Raw genomic sequence first — 21626 nt, 5'->3', positions numbered from 1 at the left:
CGACGTTGGCCACCGCCGCTTGGATCGCTACTGGGCGCGCTGTATCACTCGATAGCTCTTCCGATACGGTCGCTCTGGACCGCACAGAGCGTAGCAAGTCACAGAAGCAATGGCTTATCGGGACAGTCTTTGTGAGGGTCGATCAGCTACCAGCCTCGACGACGGCAAGGTCACCCGGAGAGCCAGGCGTAGGTCTGGATAGCTCCGAAGAACAGCGCAAGCACCGCGTTTTCGACTATCAGGAGACCGTGATCCGGGAATACGGCCCGAGCGACCACGGCGAGAATCCCGAATCCAGTCGCCAAAAGCAGATTGTACTTTGCCAATGCGACCCAACACTCCTGGTCGAGTTCGATGAGGCCGTCGCTTCCCATACGGACGGTTCACTCGCGGAGGTAACAAACGTACTGTTCGACCAGTTTTCGCAGGTGTGGTTTCCTCGAATATCGAACAGTCAGCCGTGACTGTTCCAGATCCGAAGCACGTCCCCCGAGGCGTCCACATAGAGCAGCGACAGTGCCCCGCTCCACAGTATTACCGTTCCAACTGTCGAGTGGCCGCCGGGCGGAAGCGCGAAGAAAAACGATTCGGAGAGGCCCGGATACAGGAAGGGGACCCCCTGGGGAGTCGTCGCGTCGATGAGCAGGTGTGAGACGTATCCCGCTCCGAAGGCAGTCCCGGTGGCCCGATGTCGAACCGCGATGAGAGCCGTCGCGATGGTCGCTACGAGCAAGGTATGAGTAACCCCACGGTGGACGAACGGCCACTCGAACGCCGCCGGAAAGAGGAAATCTATGTCGGGTACGACGCCGCCGACAGCGCCGACGTACGGTCGGTCGGCCAGTATCGCACCCAACACGTAGCCGACGACGGCATGGGTCGCAATAGCGCCGGTGAGGAAGATGACTCGTCCAGCGGGGACTGGTGTCATAAATGACAGTTCTCATCACACTATAAAAAATTGACCGGCCATGCCACCCCGCACGCGAGGGTCCCCTGATCGGTTCGAGACCCGGGGGTCACGAGTCCCGGTCGTTTCTCCATACAGGCCACGACGCACAGAGACCCGCTATCCAAACATCCTTGTTGACTCCGCACGTCGGTTTCATTCGAGTGACTATACCGAGTCTACCGAGCATTCCGGCCTGTCGGAGCTACCAATGAGAGACCTCTTCGGCGTCAATCCGCAGGTGCTGGCGCTGGCGCTCGCGCGCATGTCCGAGTCCGTTGGCAACTCGTTTCTCATCGTCGTCCTGCCGCTGTTCATCGCTAGCGATTTCGTCAGCGGTGCGACGTTTGGCCTGACAGAGGTGTTTATCACCGGCCTCGTGCTCTCTATTTTCGGCCTCATCAATAGCCCGCTCCAGCCGTTCACTGGGAAGCTTTCGGACCGCACCGGCAGGCGAAAGATCTTCGTCCTGTTCGGACTGACGCTGATCGCCGTCGCAGCTTCGCGTACTCGCTGGCGTCGGCGTACTGGCATCTGATCTTCCTGCGTGTGCTCCAGGGCATCGCCGGCGCGTTCATTATTCCGACGACAGTCGCCCTGGTCAATGACCTCGCGAGCGAGGGCAACCGGGGCGGCAACATGGGGACGTACAACACCTTCCGCCTGGTCGGGTTCGGCGTCGGCCCCATCGCGGCGGGCGGCGTCGTCGCCGCCGGTCCGTACTCGATCCCCATCGGCGCGACGACGCTGACGCTTACCGGCTTCGACGCCGCGTTCTATCTCGCCGCCTCGACTGCGACGCTTGCCTTCTTTCTCGTGCTGGCGCTCATCCGGGATCCGGACATCGAGCCGTCCGATTCCGACGAATCGGCGCTGAGCGGGATCGACGTCTTCGATCAGACGGGGACCCAGTTGCTCGATCCGGTGTTCGCGCTTGGCGTGGTCTCCTTTTTCATGGCGGTCGGAATCGCCGTCTTCGCCACGCTCGGGGAGATCGTCAACTCCCAACTGAATCAGGGGCCGGAGATGTTCGGCCTCCAGTTCGCCGCGTTCGTGCTCGCACAGATCTTCCTGCAGGCCCCGATCGGGCGCGCGACCGACTTCTACGGACGCAAAGCGTTCATTCTCACTGGCACGATCCTGCTGGTGCCGACGACGCTGGTACAGGGGTTCGTTCCCGGCGTGAGCATCGGTATCGTATCGGACTCGTGGCTGATGTTCAGCGCGCGATTCCTGCAGGGTGCGGCCGGTGCGATGGTCTTTGCACCAGCCCTTGCCCTCGCAGGGGACATCGCGCCTGCCGACGAATCCGGGTCGACGCTGTCCGTACTAACGATGGCCTTCGGCTTCGGCGTCGCTGCCGGGCCGTTGCTCTCCGGAATCCTCGTCGCGTGGGGCTTTGCGGTCCCCTTTGCGTTCGCGGCGTTACTCGCAGGCGTCGGCGTCGCCATCGTCCTGACGCAGGTCGAGGAAGTCAATCCGCCCCGGCGGGCGATCCCTGTCGTCGGTCGGGTGACGTGACGGTATCGTCGTTCGCCCCGTTCTCCACGATCATTGCGCGATTCGATTTATACTGCTCCAGTGCCAGTACCCTGTATGGAGATCGAGATCAGATCGTTCGCCGGCTTCCGTGAGGCTCTCGGACAGAAGACTGTCACTACGACGGCTCCCGAGGAGGCCACCGTCGGCGACGTCCTCCGCGAACTCGACGAGGAACACCCGGAGCTAGAGGTATTCGATACGGATGGCTCGCCGCGGGAGTACATCACAGTGATGAAAAACGGGAAAGATATTACCCATATGGAGGGGATGGAGACCCGACTCGACGACGGCGACACGATCAGTGCGTTTCCGCCGGTGGCGGGCGGATAGCCGGCCGGGGGCTGTCAGCCTGCGGCCCTCAACAGCAGTAGATGAACGGGTAGATGAGCGCGACCCGATCACCGTCGTCAAGTTCGGTATCGAGCCCATCGAGGAGTTCGTTGAACGTCCCGTTGATAACGACGCGAGCGTAGCGTCTGGTCTGCTCGCCCTCTGGGTTCTTCGCGTAGTTCTTGCCCGGTAGCTCGTCCATCTCCGGCGCCCACCCTTGCGTCGTCGCCTCGGCTTCCGTCTCCGCGATCAGCATCTCGCGCACGTCGTACTCCTCGAAGAAGGCGTCCAGAAACTCCCGGAGCGTCTCCCCTCGAACGTGTACTGGAGTCGCCCGGTCCCGATTGCCGTCCGGACGTGGCCAGTACATCGGACCTCGACGGTCGTCTCCGGGGCCGTCGTGCCGGCCGGCCGCTCACCTGCTCGCTGTCGTGTCTCTCCCATACGTGGTTCTAGGCTCTCAAATCCGAAAGCGTCCGGCCCGAACATGTTCGACTGTCCGGAGCGCCGGTATCTTTTATTTCCGACGCCACCACAGTAGCCGTATGGAAGAACTAGAGCTGTATATTCCGGAGGGAATCGTCGACGCTCTGCCCGAAGACGGTAAAGATACGAAACAGGACATGGGGAGAGCGATCGAAGGCTGGGAAAGCGAACTCAACGCCGCGCTCACCGACGATGCGGGCGAGGCGGTCGGTGCCGTCGTCGACATGATCCAGCATTTCGAGAGTCGATGGGAGGAGTACGACGAGTACGTCGTCGAACTGCGCGCGTGGGGCCAGTCGCCCATCTACGCGATGGGCTGGCGTGATCTCCACGCCTCGATCATCCAGCAGATCTACGACCACAGCGATCTGGCCGACCGGATCGACCGGGAGCGAAACGCCCGGATCGTCGACGACGGGATCCGGCACGGCGGTGGCTCGTAGGCGGACCGTTCCGCCTCGGACGTCGACCGCTGGCGCCAACACCTTTAGCTAACGGCCGCCACTATGAACGTGTGATGATCGAGCGCGAACGGAGCTATCGGGGCGTCTCAGCCAGAGCCGTCATCGGCTATCTCGAGGGGCTTGGCGGCGACCGGATCGACGAAACTACCGTCGAGGGCGACGACTGGCGTGCCTCGGTGGCAGAGTCGACGGTCAGCGTCGGTCGTTCGATGGAACTCACCGAGGTCACCGTCTCCTTCGAGGGCGAGAGCGCGGAGACGCTCGATCCGCTGATCGAGCAGTTCTCACAGAAAGCGGTCCGGGCGGGGGCTGAGCTATCCCGGCCATGTCTGGCGCCGACCACACGCATCCGATCGATGGGCAGGTAGTGTTGCTCGCAGGCGCACGCGCGAGCGTCACTCTCTCGCGACTGTCGACCCTTCTCGAACGAGCGCAACAGCATCTCGTGGGCCAGTACGAGGCGTACGCGAGGGAGTTCGAACGGATCGAGGGAACGGACGGAACGACCTACTTCCTCGCGCCGGAGGGCCACTGGTCGGGCGTGGGCGAGGACCTGGACCTCACTGAGCGCGAGGCTGACGCTCTCAGACGTGCTCACGAGACACAGTTCCTGCAGGACGGTCGACGCCTCGACAGGCGCGACGAGTTCGAGACCAGCGTGGAGATCAGAGAGCCGGTCGCTATCGCGCCGGCGTGACGGACCCGTCTACTCGTCGCTGTGTGTAATCGTGCCGACGACCCGCTCCGAGAACTCCACTTCGGTCAGGTCCCCGTTGTGCAACTCGTCGATCCACTCCGCGTCGACGTGCCAGCAACCCATTTCGACGCCCTCAAAGTCGGTGACGACGGCCTCGATGTCCGTGCCCGTCCAGTCGTCGTCGTGCAGGTCACGGAAGACGTTGATCACCCGCCCGACCTCGCGGTGGGGGACGATCCCTTCCGAGTCAGCCGAAATCGACTCGTACTGGACCGCGTAGCCGTCCTCCGTTTCCGTGACGGTATCGACGTACACGCCGTGGCTGGTCAACCGTGACTCTACTCGAAACTCGAACTCCTCTGTTTCGCTCATTGATAAATGGACTTCGGGAAGATTGGCCGGGGGTCTCAGTCGTCCGCCGTGGCGGGCGAGTCGCCACTCGACGAGACGCCGGTGCCGGGGCCGATATCGATGTCGAGGTCGTCGAGTTTCTCGTCGGGCACGACGCCGTCGACCCACTCGCGGACCTCGTAATACTCGTCTTTTAGCTGGTCGAGTTCGGCGAGTTGCCCCTCGCTCCCGCCCTGTGCGGGGATAGCGTCCTCGTGGCCCTCGACGAACCGGCCGGGCAGGTCGTCGTCCGCGCCGTCGAAGCCGGCCAGGTTGTTGTAGTACCGTTCGAGGTTGTAGATGCGTTCGCCGGCCTCCATCAGTTCGTCTTCGGTCACGTCGCGGCCGGTCATACCGTTGTACTGGAGCACGTACTCCTCAATACCTTCCGCGAAGGCGTTGAACTTGCAGATGTCGAAGGAGTCCGAGATGGCGTGCAGATCCTGAAAGAGCACACACAGCTCGCCTTTCCCCTCGGGGTCGTGCGGATCGACCTGCTCGGGGATGCCGAGAATCTCCGCTGCCGGGGTGTAGCCGCGCAGGTGACAGGCCCCGCGGTTCGAGGTGGCGTAGCCGATGGCCATCCCCTTCATACAGCGTGGGTCGTAGGCGGCCATCGTCTGGCCTTTGACTGCCAGGGAGTTCTCTTCGGCGTCGAACTCGGGTTCGAGATGTGCGGGGCCGCCCGCGAGATGGTCGCCGAGTTCGTCCTCGCGGTGTGCGATGCGGTCGAGCATCTCGATCATCTCCTCGGTGTCGCCCCAATCTAGACCAGCGGGAGACTCCGTCTCCCGAGCAGACGGGCTTTGCCCGTCGACATCGCCCAGTCCGTCGAACTTGCCCTGCTCGGTCATCTCCATGGCCATCGCCATGGTGTTGCCGGCGTCGATCGTATCGATGCCGAGGTCGTTACACCGGTCGATCATCAGCGTGGCCGCTTCGGCGTCCGTGTGCCCGGAGTTCGGCCCCAGGGCCCACGCGGACTCGTACTCGAACGACTCCATCCGGACGTTCATCTCCTCGCCCTTGTGCTGGGTCTGGACTTCGACTTCCTTCTTGCAGGCGACCGGACAGGAGTGACAGGTCGGTTCGTCGACGAGGATGTTTTCGCGGACGTGCTCGCCGGAGATCTCCTCGGCATCGAGGTCGTCGCCCTCCGAATCACGCATCGACCGGGTCGAGGTGTATGCGGCGTTTTTCGTCGGGAGGCCGTCCATCTCCTCGGTGAGGTTCATCAGGACGTTGGTCCCGTACACCGACAGTCCGCCCTCGTTGGGACCGGTCACGTCGGATTCCTGGATCAACTGCATCGCCTGTTTGTGTCCCTCACGGAACGTCTCCGTGTCCGCGGGTTTGGGCATCTTCGTCGCCGATTTCACGACGACCGCTTTGAGGTTTTTCGACCCCATTACCGCGCCGGTACCGCCGCGGCCCGACGCCCGGTCGTCCTCGTTGACGATACAGGCGTACCGAACCTCGTTCTCCCCGCCGGGGCCGATCGCCATGATCGAGAGGTTCTTGCCGTACTCGCCATCGATCTCATCCTCGACGGTCTCGACGGTCTCGTGGACGCCGCTGCCCCAGAGATGCGAGGCGTCCCGTAGCTCTACTTCGCCGTCTTCGACGTAGGCGTACACTGGCTCCTCGGCTTTCCCCTCGAACAGGAGGCCATCGAAGCCGGACCACTTGAGCCTCGCACCCGACCAGCCACCGTGGTGTGAGTCGGTTACCTGGCCTTCGATCGGGGATTTCGTACAGACGGCGATCCGTCCGCTCATCGTCACCTGTGTCCCGGTGAGGGGGCCGTTCATGAATGCGATCAGGTTGTCGGGGCCGAGTGGGTCCACGTCCGGACCCTGGTCGAAGACGTACTTGACCCCGAGCCCACGGGCGCCGATATACTTCTTCGCATCCTCGTCGTCGATGCTTTCGTAGTTCACTTCACGGTCGCTGAGATCGACACGTGCCACATGATCGTGGAATCCGCCCAAATCTGTCATGGTCTTCTATGTTCTATACGTGGAGCGAGAGAACACTTAATGATTCGGTACGTCAACTATAAGCACTATATTTCCGGGACAGGGTCGTTACTACTGTTCAAAGGAGTTTCAGGCGGTTGTCACTACTGTTTGACATAATGTCCGAAAGCCGGTAGAATACACCGGTAGCTACGACGCTCCATATGAACCGTCATTGTAGCGAAATCGCAGACAGACTGGGGGTAGCCTGCCGAATTTTCGATCGTCGGCCCGTCGACGCTACTCGTGGTATTTACCGAGACCGTGCTTGTCGTAAGTGAATACCGCCTATCCACTCTGATGACAGACGAGGCGTTCTCACGGAGGCAGTTCATGGCTACTAGCGGCCTGGCCGCTACCGCCGGGTTGGCCGGTTGTCTTGGCGGAGATCTCGACGAACTCAGTGTCGCGTATATGCCGATCTATCCGGATCTTCAGTACTTCGTGATGGAGGGTGAAGGCTACTTCGAGGAGGTTGACAGCGACATCGACGCCCGAGAGTTTACCAACGGACCGGCGATCGTTCAGGCGTTCGGCGGCGGAGAGATCGACATCGCGATGTTCGGGATGGTTCCGTCGATGATCGTTAGTGACCGTGGCATCCCCGCGAAAGTGACCGCCGCGAACATCAAAGAGCCGATGGGTATCATGGGCCACCGCGATTTCAACGCCCTGTTCGAGGAGCACGGTGCCGACGCCTTCGACATGTGGGCCGAAGAGACGGGGGACAAATTCACGTTCGGGACGTTCCCACAGGGATCGACACCGGACGTCCTGTTACGTTACTGGCTCCGAGATATCGTCGGTATCGACCCCGAGACGGACGTCGATATCCTCGAAATCGGCGGTGCTAACGCGGTCTGGCAGGCCATCGCCAACGGTGAAATCGACGGCACCTCGATCATGGAGCCAGTACCGACAATCGCTCAGGAGGAGGGTTCGCCCGTGGAGATGCTCCGGACCGCAACAGAGGTCATGCCGGGCCAACCCGCCGCAGTAGTGACGATGGCCGACGAAGTTCGGGATACGGAGATCGCAGAGCAGTTCCTCCGCCAGCACGTTCGTGCGACGGAGTTCATCGAGGCGAACCCGGATCGGACGGCCGAACACGTCGAATCGGGGATCGGAATGCCGGTGGATCGGGCCCGCAAGGCGCTCGACTCGCCGCTATCGAACTTCATTACGGACCCCCGGGAAATCGAGGAGGGAACGAAGATATTCTCGCAGTTCGCTCACGAAAACGGGCAGATCGACGAGGAACTCTCCATGGACCAGATCTTCGATTACAGCGTCTACGACAGTCTGTGAACCGAAGGGGTACATTGAACAATGGCAACTGACACACTCAGCGAAGAACTCGACCGTGACGAGGAGGCGTTTGCCCCGCTATCGAGCTTTGATCTGCAGCATACCGCGCTCGGCATCACCGGCATCCTGACGTTCATCGGGGTGTGGTGGATTACCTCGCTCTCCCAACCGGAGTACGTCCTGCCATCGCCGCTGACGGTCGGCGAAACGTTCTCCGAACTGGCAGCCAGTGGTGAGATGACCACCGCGCTCTTCCAGAGCATGCTCCACTGGCTCCCCGGTGTCTTCATCGGGACGCTACTCGGCGTCGGTTTCGGCGTCATGTTCGGCTGGAGTCGCTCGCTGGACGATCTGTCGGCCCCGGTCGTTCGGTTGCTGCGGCCGGTGCCACCGCTGGCGCTTATCGGCTTCGCAATCGCGTGGTTCGGAATCAACCACTGGGGAGCGGCGTTTATTATCGCCATGGGTGCGTTCTGGATCAACTTTTATGCGGCGTACGGTGGCGTCGAGGGGGTATCGGAGGACCTACTCGATGTCGCGCGGAGTCTCGGCGTCAACGGGGATATCGAACTGGTCCGCTCGGTCGTCGTACCCGCCGCACTCCCGGAAATACTGACCGGGATGCGCACAGCTATCGGCCGCTCCTGGATGCTCGTGGTGGCTGCCGAAATCTTCGGCGTTCCGGGTATCGGTCGGGAGATTCTGCGCGCATCGAACAATCTGCGGGTCGACGTTGTTATCGCGTATATTCTGGTGTTGAGCCTCACGTACCTGGTAATCGATACCGCCTTCAGAACGGCCCAACAGGAGGTGCTCGTATGGCGATAGAAGACGGCGAACGGGTCGCCGAGACCGGAGTACGCGTCGATGGCGTGAGCAAGCAGTATCGGAGCGAGGGTAGTCCCGTGCAGGCACTCCGGAATGTCACGTTCGACGTCACCAAGGGTGAGTTCGTCTGCCTGGTCGGCCCCTCCGGCAGCGGCAAGACGACGTTGTTCCGGATTATCGCAGGGTTGGAAGAGCCCACCAAGGGGATGGTGTTCCTCGGCGATGCCCCGGTCAAGGAACCGGGGACGAACATGGGGGTCGTCTTTCAGGAGTACCACCTGTTTCCCTGGCGGACTGTCCGCGGGAATATCGCGTTCGGTCTCGAAAAGCAGGGCACCCCGGCCGACGAACGGACAGAGCGCGTCGACCGACTGCTGGAACTGATCGGCCTCGAAGAGTTCGCCGATTCCTACCCCAACCAACTCTCTGGCGGCATGAAACAGCGAGTCGGCATCGCCCGGGCGCTGGCGATCGATCCCGGTCTACTGCTGATGGACGAACCGTTCGGTGCCGTCGACGCGCAGACGCGCAGGATGCTACAGGACGAACTCCTGGAGATCTGGCAAGAAACCAAAAAACGGTGCTGTTCGTCACTCACGACGTCGAGGAGGCGGTGAGACTCGCCGATCGGATCGTCGTAATGAGTTCCGAACCGGGAGCGGTCCGTGAGACGGTGACTGTCGACCTCCCGCGTCCGCGCTCCCGATCCGACCCCGGATTCGGTGAGTACTACGAACAGGTCCTCGACCTCATCCGGGAGTAGCGACCGTCGAGTCTTCCGTATTCGACCCGCCGTCTCCGAGTCGGTCCCGAACGCTCTCAGCCCTGGTCAGGTGCCTCGACTTCGACTGCGACCTCGTTTCGCCGGAGGAACGGCAGCGTCCACGGCGCGTCGTAGCCCATGTAGAACGGCTCTCCGGTGATGGGAACGTCCGCCGCTTCGAGCGTCTCCAGTAGCCGGTCGCTTTCGCGAGCGACTCGCTCGTCGGTGGGCCGCCAGGAGAACTGGCGGACGGCAAGAGTCCGTTCGGGCACTCTCGTCAGCGTCACCTCGTCGTGGGTTGGCTGGGGCGCCGAGTCGATGTCGTACTCCTCCGGGAGATGAAACGCCATCCTGACGTCCGAATCGTCGCCTTCGTCACCGCCGACGTGACCTGTCTCGACGCCGGTTCCCCGCTCGACCGGTGCAGTCATCGGAATCGATGTCCCGTCCCCGTCAACTTCTACGGGCGCGGTCATCGGGAGTTCGTCGGCGGCCACGTTATCACCGCCGATATATCGGAACAACCGACCGAACGCTTCCCGCTCGGACGTCGCCACGGTCTCGGCGAGAACGACCGACGGATACCGGCGTAGTTCGGCGTCGCCCACCTGAGCGACGACGGTGTAGGCAACGCTCTCCGTGCTGTATCGCTGATAGAGGTTCCAGGCCCCCACAGCACCAGCGACGCCGGCCGCCAGCGCCAGACCCGCACGCAACTTTCTGAACCATACGGATACTTCGACAAGCGTCAGTGTAACTCTTCTGTCGCGCCGGGTCGCGTGATCAGTGGCGGCCGAACCGGCCCTCCCCTCGTCTACCCGTTCTCGTCGACTTTCTGCCCCCAGAACCCCGGATGCTTGGTCACGTCGACGTCACCCTCGACCGTCGTCTGACAGGCCAATCGCAAGCCATCTTCGGGGTCATGTGGCGGAAACGAGAGGCGGCGTTGCTCCTGAGAACTCTTCTCTCCGACCGCTCCATCGACCTCGACGGCACAGGTGCCACACGTCGAGTTTCCTCGACAGTTTACGCTATCTGCCAATCCGTTGTGTGGACTCTCGCCTGCCCGAAGCAGGACGTCACGGAGGATCTCGCCCGTCTCACAGTCGATCTCACGATCACGGAACTGAACCGTCGGCATACGGAATAGTACGTTTCCTGTGAACGTATGTCTTGGCACCGAATTTCACAAGGCTGCACGCAGTGGGTGACCGCCCCGTCAGTTTAGAGAAGCGTCGCTCAGTGACCATCTCAGTCACGTCGGATCGATCCCTGCAGAACCCTGGTGCGAGGCCGCGCCGTTCGGCGGCATCCGGACGTCTAACCGTCATCAGGCGTAGATGGTAGCTTTCAAGTCCTTCCGAGGAATTTGACCGACCAATGCAGGACCCGGACACCGACGACCGAGAAGCCACTACGGGCGAGACCGTCGAACGGTCACAGATGGGCGCACCGGCCGTCGGCGAGGCCGTCCATGACCGTTTCTCGGCCGACGAGGTGTTCCAGCGGATCGTCGCTGCGGCGGACGAGGAGGTCACCGCAAGCGGGCGCGAACTCTTCTTCAGCGGCATCGCCGCAGGGTTCGCCATCAGTATCACGTTTCTCCTCTATGCCTCGGTCTCGGCGACGACCGACAGCAAAGTCGTCGGATCGCTGCTCTATCCCCTCGGCTTTCTCTACATCATCATCGGCGGCTACCAGCTATACACCGAAAACACCCTGCCGCCGGTCGCGCTCACGCTCGAACGTCTCGCGTCGCTCCCGGCGCTACTTCGGCACTGGACAATAGTACTTGCGGGGAACTTCGCGGGCGGTGCGGCGGGCGCGATGGCGCTCACCTGGGGTGGCGTGTTTGACCCGGCTGCGGCGACCGAAGCGCTAGAGATCTCTCGGCACGGTGCCTTCGAGGTCGGCTGGTGGTCGCTCTTTTTCAAGGCGGTGTTCGCCGGCCTGATCGTCGCTGGCGTCGTCTGGGTTGGGTTCGCGTCGCGTGATACCATCTCTCGTGTGGTCATAACGTATCTCGCCTTCCTGGCGATCCCCCTTGGCGGGCTCTTTCACGTTGTCGTCACCTTCACCGAGGCGCTCTACCTGATGTTCCACGGTGAGCTGGCGCTTCTCCCCGGTATTACGACGTTCATTCTTCCCGTCCTGATCGGCAACACGATCGGCGGCGTGGCGCTGGTCACCATCGTCAACTATTTCCAGACCAGCGAGAACCGTCTCGAATCGGCCCGATTCGACGGGATCGAGCGACGGCTGACTGTTCGTGAGTGGCTGTTCGGCCGTCTCGTGGGCAGGTCGTACGTCCCGATCCTCGATAGCGCCGAGCGGGACATCGGCTCCGAAGAGTCGGATTTCGATATTCTGGTTCCGATCGCGAACCCCCGGACTGAGGGTCCGATCGTCGACTTCGCGTGTACGCTCGCAAGCGCCAGAGACGGAGCAAGCGTGCAGGTGGTCCACATCGTGCAGACGCCACGGGGTCGCTCCTCGGACTTCCGTCCCGGCCAACGCCAGAGCATCATCGCCGAGTCGGATCGGTTGATGGCCGATATCAAAAGCCGTACCGTCGACTACGACGTCGAGGTCAACACGTCCCGGATCATCACGAACCGGTCGTTCGAGGAGGTGTTCGACACCGCCCGGCGCGTCGAACCGGATCTCGTGATGCTGGGCTGGGAGGAAGACCGACTCTGGAGCGATGCCCGTGCCGAGCGACCGATTTCGGAACTGACCAACCAGCTCCCCTGCGACTTCCTCGTCGTCAAGGACCGTGGACTGGACGCTTCGCGGATCCTCCTGCCGACCAGAGGCGGTCCGGACTCCGATCTGAGCGCCGAAGTCGCACAACTGTTTCAGTCCGCCACCGGTGCCTCGGTATCGGTGTTGCACGTCGTCGACGGGCCGGACGAGCGCGACGATGGCGAACGCTTCATCGGCGAGTGGGCGATCGACCACAGTCTGGAAGACGCCGAAACGATCGTCGACGACAGCGGGGACGTCGAGGGCGCGATCAAACGCGAGGCGACCGAGGACACTCTCCTGCTGCTCGGGGCGACCGAGCGTGGACTCCTCTCACGGCTCGTAACTGACTCGCTGCATCTGGACGTCGTCAACGAGGTCGACTGTTCCGTACTGCTGGCCGAACGACCGTCGGAGCGCTCCATCCGCGACCGGCTGTTCGGCTAGCGAACGGGGTCAGCGGTCGTCGTCACTCGTCGCCGACGAACACCGTCGCGAGGCGCGCCTTACACTGCGGGCAGTTCAACGTCTGCCACTTGTCCGGGTCCAGATCGCCGTAGGTCTTCGACCGGATGGCGTCCTCGACCGGCACGGACTCGCCGCACTCGTCGCACTCGTAGACGTCCTCAGTTGGCATGCCTGACGATTGACCGCGGGCGGGTTTAGTTCTCGCTACATGCGCCGGTACGCGTTGTACGAATCGGAAAATAAAACCCGCCTCATTGAGATGTAAACGTATGCCCGAAACGACGCTTCACGAACTGCTCGAACGGAACGCCCGTCACGTCGATTCGCTGTCGCCGGACCACTTCGCGGCCGTCCAGGACGCCCAGACACCCGCCGCAGTCTCGATCTGCTGTTCCGACTCCCGGGTTCCTCAGGACGGGATGTGGGATATCGACGAGCCGGGCTGGCTGTTCACGCCGAGTACGATCGGCAACCAGGTCTGGGACGTTCACGACGGTGAACGGGTCGTCGACGGCAGTGTCCTCTACCCGATGGTCAACACCGAGACGGACGTGACTCTCGTTGTCGGCCATAGCGGCTGTGGCGCAGTGACGGCCGCGCTCGACGCCGTCCAGAACGGCGGTAGTGAGGTTCCGCCCGGGATCGAGAAGTGGGTCGATCTGCTCGTCCCTGTCGTGGAAGCCGGCCTCGACGACGAGCGTGTCGACGCCGACCGCGACGTGAGCATCGTCGATCAACTGGTCGAGTACAACGTCGACCAGCAAGTCGAGTTCCTGCTCGACAGCGACGACGTCCCCAGTACCGAAACCGTCTACGGGTTCGTCTACGACTTTCAGGGTGTCTACGGCGAGGACCGAGGGAGCGCGTATTTTGTCAACGCCGACGGCGAGACCGATACCGAGGCGCTTCGTGAACTCGTACCGCCCGAGTTCACGGACGCAGTCGCCCGTCTTCTGGAGTAGGGCGGTCCCGGACGGCGTCGTCGTCACCTTTATTGACTCCTCGATCCCACTCTGCCGTTCACGTGTTTTCACGAACGGCCGGCGGAATTAACAGATGTTCACGATTCTCGTCGGCAGTTCGGATCATATTTTAAAATCCGCCAGTAATCTGAACGAGTAACACAACCCTTATACGTAATACTGGCGTCGGTACGGTTGCAATGGCGAAAGGAAACGTTGATTTCTTCAACGACACAGGCGGCTACGGTTTCATTTCGACGGACGACGCGGACGATGACGTTTTCTTCCACATGGAAGACGTTGGCGGTCCGGACCTCGAAGAAGGCACAGACATCGAATTCGATATCGAACAGGCCCCCAAGGGCCCCCGGGCGACCAACGTCACCCGACTCTAATTCGGTTCGACTTCCCGTCTTCGGACGGGAATGCGGATTGTATTTTCTTTTGGACTCACCTGAGATAGCGACGGTGCTGTCGACGCATGCGTAGTTCCTGCCGAGAGTAGTCTCGACCACACGATCGGTTTTCGGTCATCTGCACGATAGCGGCCGCTCACCCAGGTGACCGTGCCTATCAAGTCCATGCCGTCCCTAGAGCGCATGATGCACAGTACGGAGGTACTCGTCGTCGGCGGTGGGGGAACCGGAACCGGAATCGCGCGCGACCTGGCGATGCGCGGACTCGACGTGACGCTTATCGATCGGGGCGGCCTCGGCATCGGGACGACCGGGCGCTCACACGGACTCTTGCACAGCGGCGCGCGCTACGCGGAGTCGGATGCTGCGGGAGCACGTGAGTGTATCGTCGAAAACGATATTCTGCGGGACATCGCGGGGGAATGTATCCGCGACACGGGGGATACTTCGTCAGACTGGCAGACGACGACCCGGAGTACTTCGAGGAGAAGTACCAGGCGTGTCTCGAACACGACATTCCCGCTGAACGGATCTCGCCGGAGGAGGCCCGCGAGGCGGTGCCTGATCTCGCCGAAGACGTCGAGGAGGTGATGGTCGTTCCTGACGGTGTGATCTACCCGTCCCGACTCGTCGCGGCGACCGCCGCCGATGCACGCGAGCACGGTGCAGCGATCTACCCGGACGCACCGGTGACCGAACTGCTCCGTGACGACGGCCGAGTGATCGGTGCGGCAGTCGACCACGGCATCGGGAAGATTCACGCCGACCACATCGTCAACGCGACCGGCGCGTGGGCCGGGCAACTCGGCGATATGGCGGGTGTCGATATCGAGATGAAGCCCACCCGGGGGTCATGATCGCGCAGGAGTACGACGGACTCGATATCGTACTCAACCGCGCTCGTGACCCGGACGACGGCGACATCGTCATCCCGCACGCAGAGCAGGTAGTGCTCGGGACGACCAGTGTCGAGGTCGAGGATCCGGACGAGTACGAGAAAGCGGACTGGGAAATCGAGCGGACCATCGAGGAGTGTGCCGAGATGTTCCCACCCGCGGCCGAGGCACCCGAGACCCGCACCTACTGGGGCGTCCGGCCACTGTACGCACCAGAGGAGGCTGAAACCGGGGGGCACGCGGTATCTCGCGCGGGTTCTTCGTGCTCGATCACGAGGAACGCGACGGCGTCGAGGGCTTCACCAGCGTCGTCGGCGGGAAGCTAACGACCCATCGCATGATGGCGGAGGCGGCCGCCGACTCGATAGCCGAGCGTCTCGGCGTCGACGAGCCATCTCAGACCACCGAAAAGCCGCTCTACGCCAGCCAGGACCCGGAGCAACTCGACGAACTCGTGGCGGAGTTCGATATCGACGGGCCGTCCGACGCGGACGTGATCGGGAGCGTACAGTAAGCCCGCGGTAGACCGCCTGTAATAGGCTCCCGGGGAGAGTCTCGACTACTACATATTTCAGAAGCGTATGGCTACTGTTTTCAAACCAATATACTACAGAAATCGAAGTAAGAGCGACTCGCGTCCTATTCCCCGAACTCTTCGATCAGTTCCGGTACGACCTCGAACAGGTCGCCGACGATTCCGTAGTCTGCCAGATCGAAGATCGGGGCGTTCGGGTCGGTGTTGACCGCGATGATCGTTTCCGCGCCCTTCATTCCGGCGACGTGCTGGACGGCCCCGGAGATGCCGATGGCGAGGTAGACGTCCGGCGTGACGACCTTGCCGGACTGGCCGACCTGCCGCCCCTTCGGAAGCCAGCCGTTGTCGATGATCGGCCGGGACGCCGACATGGTCGCGCCGAGGGTGTCGGCGAGGTCCTCGATCAGTTCCAGGTTCTCCTCCTCCTCGATCCCGCGGCCGATCGAGACCAGCAGGTCGGCCTCGGTGATGTCGACGTCGCCCGCGCCGACCTCCTCGAAGCCCTTTACCGTCGAGCGGACCGCGCTCTCGTCGATATCGACGTCGGCCGCCTCGATTTCGGCTTCGCCCGCTCCCTCAGTGACGGGCCACTCGGCGTCCCGGACCGTCACGGCGACGCCGTCGCCCGCGTCGACAGCGTTGGTCGTCGCGACCTTCGAGCCGTACATTTCGCGGGTAGCGACCAGTTCGTCGCCGTCGAGGTCGAGTTCGACGGCGTCGGGGACGTAGGGCAGGCCCAGACGCTCCGCGAGCGCGGGGCGGAATCTGCCCGTTGACCGTGTTCGGGAGCAGAAGTACCTGCGGCGCAACCTCGTCGTACAGTGCCGCGATAGCCTGCGTATAGACGTCGTGGTTGAACTCCTCGCCCGCTCCGACGGTCAGGATGCGGTCGACGCCCTCTCGGTTCAGATCGTCGGCGAACGCGTCGACGTCCCCGCCGATGACCGCGACGTGGAGGTCGCCGCCCGTCGAATCGGCGAGTTCGCGGCCGGCCGTAAGTAGCTCGAAGCTCACGTCACGGAGTTCGCCGCGGCGGTGTTCCGCGACGGCGAGAATATCCGTCATTCTGCCACCCCCTTCTCCCGAAGCACTTCAGCCAACCGTCCGGCGGTTTCGCTGGCTCCTCCTTCGATCAGTTCTACGTCGCTTTCGGTCTCGGGGACGTACATCTCCGTGACGTCGAGCGCGCTATCGGCCGCCGAGGGGTCGACGTCGAGGTCGGACAGCGTCTCGACGTCCAGGTCTTTGGCCTGTGCCTGCCGGATGCCGCGCAGGCTCGCGTATCGGGGCTCGTTGATCCCCGTCTGGATCGTTAGCACTGCTGGCAGTTCGACGTCGGTTAGCTCCTCGACGCCGCCTTCGAGTTCGCGCCGCACCGACGCGACGCCGTTATCGGCATCCAGATCGAGGTCGTTGACGACGGCTGCCCATTCGTAGCCCACGCGTTCGGCCAGCGCGACGCCAGTGCCGCCGAAGGCGTCGTCCTCGGCCTGGACGCCGGTGAGCACGAGGTCGGGGTCCTCGGCCTCGACGACCGCTCCGAGTATCTCCGCTTTTGCCCCGACGTCAAGCGTTTCGGTCGCTTCGAGGTCGTCATCCCAGATCCGGAGCGCGCGATCTGCGCCTTTCGCGAGCGCCATTCGGATCGTCTCGTCGCTTCGCTCGGGGCCGATCGTCGCCGTAACTACCTCGACGTCGTCCTCCGATTCGCTGATCTGGACGGCCTCCTCGACGGCGTAGTCGTCCCACTCGTTGAGATCGTACTCGCGGTACTGTTCGGCGATCTCGGTCCCACTGATCTCGAACTCGTCGCCGACCGTAACTACCTCTTTGACGGTCACCAGAACCTTCATGATTATCTATTGCACGCGGTACTCGCTAAACCTTTTTGAAACTCGGGATCCGTCGCTTCCCGTTGTCCTACTGCTCGGTCTCTGTGATATCCTCATCGGGGAGGCTAATGAGGTTCTCGCGGCCGATCCGCAGTTTGTCGATCCGACCGTCCTCGTCCATCGACGAGAGCAGTTGCGAGACTTTCGCGTTCGACCAGCCGGTCTCCGTGACGATGTTGGCCTGTTTCATCCGACCGCCGTTCCGCTCGATCAGGCGCATCACGCGCTCTTCGTCGCTGAGCAGGTCTGGATCGACCCCGTCGTCGGTCTCGTCGGCGTCGGACGCCATGGCCACCCCGCCCGTCTCGGTCTCCGCTGGCTCGTCGTGCTGTGTCGCGCCGCCGACTGCTCCCTCGTCGGGTAGACCGTCGGGCTGCTGGCCGTCAGGCGCGGTGATGGCCTCTGTCTCCCCGTTGGTGATGGTCGAGGAGAGAGCGCTTCCGATCGATTCTTCGTCCGAACGGTTCACCAGGAAGACCCCTGCGACGAGTGCGACGAGCAAGAGGAGACCGATTCCTCCTCCGACCAGTGCTATCGTCGAGAGTCCCCCGGTGGCTGGGGGTTCGACCGGTCCGCTGGTCGTGACGTAGGTGATCCGGATGTCGTTGGCCTCGAACGTTTCGGGGCCGGTCCACTGGGCGGACCGGTCCTCGAACCCACTGTCCGGCGGCGTATCGAGGCTGAATCCGTCCACAGCGTACCCGTCAGGTGCGACGATTACGAGCCGCTGGTCGTCGTTCAGGCTCGGGAGCCAGGTTTCGCCGTCACCCGACTGGAAGACGTCGGCAACTTCGACCCGGTCACCATCGACCGCGGCGAAACCCGTCCACGTGAACGACAGGGCGAGCGTCCCGGTTCCGTCCTCGACCGATCCGTTCCACTGCTCGTCACGGAGGATCATCTGGCGGTCCGTCGCTGCCGATGCACCGTCCGCGTACGTGCGGAAGGTATCGGTGGAGTAGCCGATGTCTTCCTCCCCGTTCTGGAGGTCCTCGACCAGTTGCTCGAAGGCCTCGCGGTCGGCTTCGTCCTCCAGTTCGTACCGGGTGCTCACGGTCCACTCGGCGTGGCCCTCGCCAGTTATCTGGACCCGGAGTGTCTGGCGGACTGACTCGTTGCCGTCGTCTTCCGCCTGCTGGAGCGTCTGCACGCTCTCGGACCACGGGACATCGTCGCCACTGATGGAGGGATCGGTGGGTGCGGCGACGGCACCACCTGATGCGGCCGCGAGGAGGGCACACGTAAGGATAACGACCACTAGGACGGCGGAAACCCGCATATAGACTCGTGTTATCTCCCGGTAGAAAACGCTTTCCATAGATAAAACGTCTCTACTGGTTATGAATTATCTCGCGCCTGCTCGTGGTGTTTCATCCAGAGTGCCGCTGGGAGACTAATCGGAGGGATCCGCGAACTTTTATATAGCAGACGCTTACATCTACGGTAATGACGCGCATCCTCGCGACACTGCTCGTCGCCCTCCTCGTCGCCTCCGCACCGATGACGGCCGTCGTCGGTGGCGTCGGCCCACCAACGTCCGGTCCGGACGACGTCGCCACCGCCTCGCTCTCCCAGACCGAGGTCACGGACCACGAAGGTATCACGTGGATTACGACCGGGAGCGACGCCAGGGCTGGCTCTGCCGAGCACGGTGCTGACCTTGGGAGCGCTCTCGCTATGGGTGATACGGAGTTCCGAACGCAGATCCAACTGGGGACCGTCGAACGCGCCTTCGAGAACGCGGAGTCGCCCGAACAACGGCAAGCGGTCCTCAATGAACACCTCGACGAGATCAAAGACCGGACAGTAGCGCTTCACGAGCGGGAAGCGGTGCTTGCAGCAGCGTACAGCAACGGCGAGATGGACGACAGCACCCTCCTCCGTGGCATTGCGGAGGTGAGCAAGGAGGCCCGGACGCTCCGGTCCGCGGCTGATACAGTCGACGAACTCGCCGAGACCGATCCCGAGGTGACGGTGAGTGTCCGCAATATCAAGGGCGATCTGAGCCGGTTCGATAGCCCGATCCGAACCCAACTGCTGGAAGCGACCTACGGTACCGCCGAGCGTGCGGGCCCGATACAGATCTCCGCGGCCGAGAACGCGCTGGTCCTGAGCACCCTCGACGAGTCGAGTTCGGACGCCGACGATCGGATCTACGTCCGTGAGGGCGTGCAGTTCGATCAGTTCGCGCCCGACGAACCGCCGACTTTCGAAAGTCTGACTGAACTCGACGACCGCGGCCCGGAGCTATACCCGTGGATCTACTCGAACCTCTTCGGCCTCGGGATCAGCGGCTACGACAGGCTGATCGCTCTCAGTCTGGATCATCCCCGCGGCGAGTCGACGTCGCATATCGACTTTAGTACCCAGGAAGTCGTCATGGAGTATCACACGCTTACCGTCGACTCGCTCTCGACGACCGCAACGGTCAGTCGGTCGAACGAGAACGCAACGGTCTCTAGTCACCGCGTCTCCGGGGGCGGCCCGGTCTGGGTATCGGTGACCGGTCCCGACTCCGAGGAACCCGTCGACGCGACGGTCTCAGTCGCCGGTCAGCAGTCGGTCGAGACGGACGAGGACGGCACTGCCTGGCTGCTTGCGCCCGAAGATGACGTCGAGGTGACGGCGACCACGGACGCGGGCGAGGTTTCGATCACGGTCCGGGAGTAGCGTCTCTGAAAACCACCGACAGTTCCTGATAGCGATCTATACTTCCCCAATACCGGTCTACAGATTTATACGCCAGTACGCGGCGATGGCAGGGTATGAGGACGCACGGGGACGTGCCGACGGATAGAGCACTCACGCCAGTCATCGGCGTCGTCCTTCTGGTCGGACTCACCGTCGTGATCGCCGGGGTAGCCGCCGGTGGCCTGCTCGCCGTTGAAGAGCCTGAGCCACCGCCGACAACGGTGCTCGACGTGACGGCCGACGCCGACTCGGATACGATCAGGGTCCGACATGCGCGCGGTGACGCGCTCGAACCGTCCGAACTATCGGTACGGATCGCTGTCGAGGGGACTGAACTGGACGAACAGCCACCAGTCCCGTTCTTTTCGGCAGACGGCTTCGCCCCCGGACCGACCGGTCCGTTCAACTCCGGGATGGACGACGACTGGACCGCAGGAGAGACCGGTTCCCTTCGGATCGCGTCGACGAACACACCGGGTGGGCTTGCCGCCGGCGAGTCGGTCAGCGTAACTATCGTTTACGACGAGCACGTCCTCGCTGAGAAAACTGTAACTGCCCGCTAAACGGCCCGTCTAGATGTCCTCGGGAACCGTCGCAACCGTCGTGATGGCGATGTCGGGCTTGTGGGAGGGGCCCATCAGGTAGTGGTCGAACTCCTCGTAGCCCGCCTGTTCGAACATCCGGTCCGCCTCCTCGTCGTCGTAGAACAGCATGATCGCGTCCGCAACCCGCTGCATGACCGAGTTTCGCGGGTTGTTCGGGCCGACGACGAGCACCTGCCCGCCGGGCTTGACGACACGCCGAAACTCCCGAAGCGCGTTGACCGGGTTCGGCCAGTATTCGATCGATCCCGACGACCAGAGGACGTCGAAGCTATTCGTCCGGTAGGGCAGTCGCTCCGCGTCCCCACGCGCGAACTTGACTGGGTCGTGCTTGCCGAGTTTGGCCCACGCTTTCTCCATCTGGTGGACGCTCTGGTCGAGTCCGTGTACGTTCTCGGTCTTTTCGAGCAATCCTTCGGTGGCAAAGCCGGTACCGGAACCGACGTCGAGGACGCGGTCGTCCTCGTCGATGTCGAGCAGAGCGATCGCTTCGGTTCGCATGGCCTCGTTCCAGATGAACGGGTTAATCTGATCGTACACCTGCGAGAGATACTTGTAGAACACCCGTGCGCGTCGTTTATTTTCGAGAACGCCCATTGCTACGCCGTTAGGACTGGGTGATCATAATCCTGACCGTTCGATGG

Annotated in this window: 22 protein-coding genes and 5 pseudogenes; 14 read left to right on the top strand and 13 right to left on the bottom strand. The window is 62.6% G+C overall.

What is annotated here, in order from left to right; genetic code table 11:
* Positions 1–170 precede the first annotated feature (170 nt).
* Both ACFQH2_RS15930 and ACFQH2_RS15925 read right to left on the bottom strand, forming a co-directional pair.
* Positions 171–374, bottom strand: a complete 204-nt coding sequence (locus ACFQH2_RS15930) for a hypothetical protein (protein WP_377055289.1) — start codon at positions 372–374, stop codon at positions 171–173.
* Positions 375–454: 80 nt separating this feature from the next.
* Positions 455–931 (bottom strand): metal-dependent hydrolase, encoded by a 477-nt coding sequence (locus ACFQH2_RS15925; protein ID WP_377055287.1) that lies wholly within the window; start codon positions 929–931, stop codon positions 455–457.
* 229 nt (positions 932–1160) lie between these two features.
* Here ACFQH2_RS15925 and ACFQH2_RS15920 point away from each other — a divergent pair.
* Both ACFQH2_RS15920 and ACFQH2_RS15915 read left to right on the top strand, forming a co-directional pair.
* A pseudogene (locus ACFQH2_RS15920) lies at positions 1161–2470 on the top strand (MFS transporter).
* Positions 2471–2545: 75 nt separating this feature from the next.
* Positions 2546–2821, top strand: a complete 276-nt coding sequence (locus ACFQH2_RS15915; protein WP_377055283.1) for a ubiquitin-like small modifier protein 1 — start codon at positions 2546–2548, stop codon at positions 2819–2821.
* Between the two features lie 28 nt (positions 2822–2849).
* Here the strand turns inward: ACFQH2_RS15915 and ACFQH2_RS15910 are convergent.
* Positions 2850–3265 (bottom strand): annotated as a pseudogene (locus tag ACFQH2_RS15910) (MoaD/ThiS family protein).
* A gap of 101 nt (positions 3266–3366) precedes the next feature.
* Between ACFQH2_RS15910 and ACFQH2_RS15905 the strand changes: the two are divergent.
* From ACFQH2_RS15905 to ACFQH2_RS15895, 3 genes are all read left to right on the top strand, one after another.
* The gene (locus tag ACFQH2_RS15905) at positions 3367–3750 is read left to right on the top strand and encodes a hypothetical protein (protein WP_377055279.1); all 384 of its coding nucleotides are present in this window, start codon (positions 3367–3369) and stop codon (positions 3748–3750) included.
* A 77-nt stretch (positions 3751–3827) separates the two neighbouring features.
* A complete protein-coding gene (locus tag ACFQH2_RS15900) occupies positions 3828–4139 on the top strand; it encodes a hypothetical protein (protein WP_377077011.1) in 312 nt (103 codons plus the stop codon).
* Entirely contained in the window at positions 4097–4468 is a 372-nt protein-coding gene (locus tag ACFQH2_RS15895) for a hypothetical protein (protein ID WP_377055277.1), read from the top strand. Before ACFQH2_RS15900 ends, ACFQH2_RS15895 begins: the two co-directional genes overlap by 43 nt.
* Before the next feature lie 9 nt (positions 4469–4477).
* On the opposite strand, the gene ACFQH2_RS15890 is transcribed toward ACFQH2_RS15895, so the two are convergent.
* Together ACFQH2_RS15890 and ACFQH2_RS15885 are read right to left on the bottom strand one after the other, a co-directional pair.
* Entirely contained in the window at positions 4478–4840 is a 363-nt protein-coding gene (locus tag ACFQH2_RS15890) for a hypothetical protein (protein ID WP_377055275.1), read from the bottom strand.
* A 35-nt stretch (positions 4841–4875) separates the two neighbouring features.
* Positions 4876–6858, bottom strand: a complete 1983-nt coding sequence (locus ACFQH2_RS15885) for an aldehyde ferredoxin oxidoreductase family protein (RefSeq protein ID WP_377055273.1) — start codon at positions 6856–6858, stop codon at positions 4876–4878.
* A gap of 318 nt (positions 6859–7176) precedes the next feature.
* Between ACFQH2_RS15885 and ACFQH2_RS15880 the strand changes: the two genes are divergently transcribed.
* The 3 genes and pseudogenes from ACFQH2_RS15880 to ACFQH2_RS15870 all read left to right on the top strand — a co-directional run bounded on the left by ACFQH2_RS15880 (position 7177) and on the right by ACFQH2_RS15870 (position 9775).
* Positions 7177–8184, top strand: coding sequence for an ABC transporter substrate-binding protein (locus tag ACFQH2_RS15880; protein WP_377076923.1), 1008 nt, complete (start codon positions 7177–7179; stop codon positions 8182–8184).
* Between the two features lie 21 nt (positions 8185–8205).
* Positions 8206–9012: an ABC transporter permease gene (locus ACFQH2_RS15875; RefSeq protein ID WP_377055269.1), complete on the top strand. Its 807-nt coding sequence runs from the start codon at positions 8206–8208 to the stop codon at positions 9010–9012.
* Positions 9003–9775: pseudogene (locus tag ACFQH2_RS15870) on the top strand (ABC transporter ATP-binding protein). Before ACFQH2_RS15875 ends, ACFQH2_RS15870 begins: the two are co-directional and overlap by 10 nt.
* A gap of 56 nt (positions 9776–9831) precedes the next feature.
* On the opposite strand, the gene ACFQH2_RS15865 reads toward ACFQH2_RS15870, so the two are convergent.
* Positions 9832–10491 carry an SOUL family heme-binding protein gene (locus ACFQH2_RS15865; protein ID WP_377076922.1) on the bottom strand — a complete coding sequence of 220 codons (660 nt, stop codon included), beginning with the start codon at positions 10489–10491 and terminating at the stop codon, positions 9832–9834.
* A gap of 98 nt (positions 10492–10589) precedes the next feature.
* Entirely contained in the window at positions 10590–10916 is a 327-nt protein-coding gene (locus ACFQH2_RS15860; protein ID WP_377055262.1) for a 2Fe-2S iron-sulfur cluster-binding protein, read from the bottom strand.
* Between the two features lie 239 nt (positions 10917–11155).
* Between ACFQH2_RS15860 and ACFQH2_RS15855 the strand changes: the two genes are divergently transcribed.
* A complete protein-coding gene (locus ACFQH2_RS15855) occupies positions 11156–12967 on the top strand; it encodes a formate/nitrite transporter family protein (protein ID WP_377055260.1) in 1812 nt (603 codons plus the stop codon).
* A 22-nt stretch (positions 12968–12989) separates the two neighbouring features.
* Here ACFQH2_RS15855 and ACFQH2_RS15850 read toward each other — a convergent pair whose 3' ends face one another.
* On the bottom strand, positions 12990–13157 hold the full coding sequence (locus ACFQH2_RS15850; protein ID WP_377055258.1) for a hypothetical protein: 168 nt from the start codon (positions 13155–13157) through the stop codon (positions 12990–12992).
* Between the two features lie 100 nt (positions 13158–13257).
* Between ACFQH2_RS15850 and ACFQH2_RS15845 the strand changes: the two genes are divergently transcribed.
* The 3 genes and pseudogenes from ACFQH2_RS15845 (at position 13258) to ACFQH2_RS15835 (ending at position 15776) form a co-directional block, all read left to right on the top strand.
* Positions 13258–13950, top strand: a complete 693-nt coding sequence (locus ACFQH2_RS15845) for a carbonic anhydrase (RefSeq protein WP_377055255.1) — start codon at positions 13258–13260, stop codon at positions 13948–13950.
* A 200-nt stretch (positions 13951–14150) separates the two neighbouring features.
* A complete protein-coding gene (locus tag ACFQH2_RS15840) occupies positions 14151–14345 on the top strand; it encodes a cold-shock protein (RefSeq protein WP_006087767.1) in 195 nt (64 codons plus the stop codon).
* 204 nt (positions 14346–14549) lie between these two features.
* Positions 14550–15776 (top strand): annotated as a pseudogene (locus ACFQH2_RS15835) (FAD-dependent oxidoreductase).
* Between the two features lie 125 nt (positions 15777–15901).
* On the opposite strand, the gene ACFQH2_RS15830 reads toward ACFQH2_RS15835, so the two are convergent.
* The 4 genes and pseudogenes from ACFQH2_RS15830 to ACFQH2_RS15815 form a co-directional block, all read right to left on the bottom strand.
* Complete coding sequence (locus ACFQH2_RS15830; RefSeq protein ID WP_377077010.1) at positions 15902–16408, bottom strand: electron transfer flavoprotein subunit alpha/FixB family protein; 507 nt, start codon at positions 16406–16408, stop codon at positions 15902–15904.
* Positions 16394–16862, bottom strand: a pseudogene (locus tag ACFQH2_RS15825) (electron transfer flavoprotein subunit alpha/FixB family protein); the annotation flags it as partial. The pseudogene ACFQH2_RS15825 and the gene ACFQH2_RS15830, both read right to left, overlap by 15 nt.
* Positions 16859–17650: an electron transfer flavoprotein subunit beta/FixA family protein gene (locus ACFQH2_RS15820; RefSeq protein WP_377055248.1), complete on the bottom strand. Its 792-nt coding sequence runs from the start codon at positions 17648–17650 to the stop codon at positions 16859–16861. The pseudogene ACFQH2_RS15825 and the gene ACFQH2_RS15820, both read right to left, overlap by 4 nt.
* A gap of 67 nt (positions 17651–17717) precedes the next feature.
* Positions 17718–18968, bottom strand: a complete 1251-nt coding sequence (locus ACFQH2_RS15815; protein WP_377055246.1) for a helix-turn-helix transcriptional regulator — start codon at positions 18966–18968, stop codon at positions 17718–17720.
* 167 nt (positions 18969–19135) lie between these two features.
* On the opposite strand from ACFQH2_RS15815, the gene ACFQH2_RS15810 reads away from it, so the two are divergent.
* Positions 19136–20359 (top strand): DUF7096 domain-containing protein, encoded by a 1224-nt coding sequence (locus tag ACFQH2_RS15810; protein ID WP_377055244.1) that lies wholly within the window; start codon positions 19136–19138, stop codon positions 20357–20359.
* 95 nt (positions 20360–20454) lie between these two features.
* Positions 20455–20943: a type IV pilin gene (locus ACFQH2_RS15805; RefSeq protein WP_377055242.1), complete on the top strand. Its 489-nt coding sequence runs from the start codon at positions 20455–20457 to the stop codon at positions 20941–20943.
* A gap of 9 nt (positions 20944–20952) precedes the next feature.
* Here the strand turns inward: ACFQH2_RS15805 and ACFQH2_RS15800 are convergent, their stop codons facing one another.
* The gene (locus tag ACFQH2_RS15800; protein ID WP_377055240.1) at positions 20953–21579 is read right to left on the bottom strand and encodes a methyltransferase domain-containing protein; all 627 of its coding nucleotides are present in this window, start codon (positions 21577–21579) and stop codon (positions 20953–20955) included.
* Positions 21580–21626: the final 47 nt, after the last annotated feature.

The sequence above is a fragment of the Natronoarchaeum sp. GCM10025703 genome, from assembly GCF_042661985.1.
Taxonomy (GTDB): Archaea; Halobacteriota; Halobacteria; order Halobacteriales; family Natronoarchaeaceae; genus Natranaeroarchaeum.
This window is presented reverse-complemented; position numbering and strand designations above follow the sequence as displayed.